Source organism: Streptomyces lushanensis (genome assembly GCF_001700515.1).
GTDB classification, from domain to species: Bacteria; Actinomycetota; Actinomycetes; order Streptomycetales; family Streptomycetaceae; genus Streptomyces; species Streptomyces lushanensis.
Map to the genome: position 1 here is coordinate 1 of NZ_MAUD01000699.1, position 1,400 is coordinate 1,400.

Consider the following 1,400-nt stretch of genomic DNA (forward strand, 5'->3'; position numbering starts at 1 on the left):
CCGGTGGTGCCCGCCGGCCCGGCAACGCCCCCGGGCGGGCCGGCGGGCACCACCGGTCGGGTGCCGCCACCGGCTCCGCCCCGGCCGCTCTCGCGACCGGCCCGGACACGCGGCCGAGAGCCGCCGCCGACACACGGAGCCGTGTCCATGACGGTGTCGGCGGGCCTGCCGCGCTCCTCGTCCAGGACATCAACGCCGCGCTGACCGGCGGCATGGCCGTCGACGCCGCCCTGCGCCGCACCCTGGCGGGGGCCGGGGACGACGCGCTGGCCGGGCTCTCCGTACGGTTGACCCGCAGCGCGCTGGCCGTCCTGGCGGCGGGCCCCGTCGGCCCCGTCCCCTACCAGGAGCTCCAGCGGATCGCGTACGACGCCGAGCGGCTGGACCATCCATGGCTCAGCCGGGCCGCCCGCTGTCTGCTCGGCCTCGGCCCGCACCCGGAGGATCCCGGACAGCAGGCCGCCGTCCTCGACGAGTGCGCCCGGCTCGGCGACCGGGAGGGGGCCGCGCTCGCCGCACTCGCCGAGTGCCTGCGAACGGTACGGGACGGCCGTCCCCGCCTCGGCAAATTCGAGGAGGCGGTCCGCCGGTTCCGTGCGCTGGGCTGGGGTGTTCTGGAGGCATGGTGCCGAGCGGCCCTCGCCGTCGTCGAGACCGGGCGCGACCTTCCGGACGCGGCGCAGCGCGCCGCCCAGGCCGAGGCGTTCGCGCGGTCGGCCGGCGTACCCGGTGCGCGGGCACTGGCCATGAGCGCGATGGCCCTGGCCGCGCCGGAGACGGCGGGCCGAGCCGATCTGCTGGAGGCGGCCCGGTCGACCGCCCGGTCCGCGGGACTGCCGGAGACCGTGCTGGGGAGCTGGCTCGCCGCCCTCGCCCCGAGGTCCGGCCGGGCCGCCGACGGGCCGGGAGCGGAGAGACCTCGGGCCGGGGCGCGGAGTACCCCTGCGCCGGGGACCTCGGCGGCGGAGCCGGTGCCAGGTGTGACGGTGCTCTGTTTCGGCTGCTTCGAGTTCACCGTGGCGGGACGCGAGCCGGACTGGTCGCGGCTGCGCCCCAAGGCCCGTGCGGTGCTGCGGCTGCTCGCGGTGCGCGCAGGGCGGCCCGTCCACCGTGACCAGCTGGTGTCGGCCTTCTGGGACGGGCTGCCACCGGCGTCGGCGCTGCACAACCTTCAGGTGACGGTCTCCAGCCTGCGTACGTTCCTGGAGCCGGAACGGCCCAGGGGCGGTTCGCGGCTGATCGTACGGCAGGGCGACTCCTACCGGCTGGCCCTGCCGCCCGGCAGCGTCAGCGACGTCGCGGCGTTCGAACACGCGGCACGCGAGGGCCGGCGCGCCCGCGTCCAGAACAGGCCGGACGACGCGGCCGACGCGTTCCGCCTCGCCCTGGACCAGTACACG

Annotated in this window: 1 protein-coding gene; it reads left to right on the forward strand. The window is 77.6% G+C overall.

Annotated features, from left to right (window positions below; genetic code table 11):
* Positions 1–1,400 (forward strand): AfsR/SARP family transcriptional regulator (locus BFF77_RS32490; protein WP_211280388.1); only part of this gene is annotated, 1,400 nt, incomplete at both ends.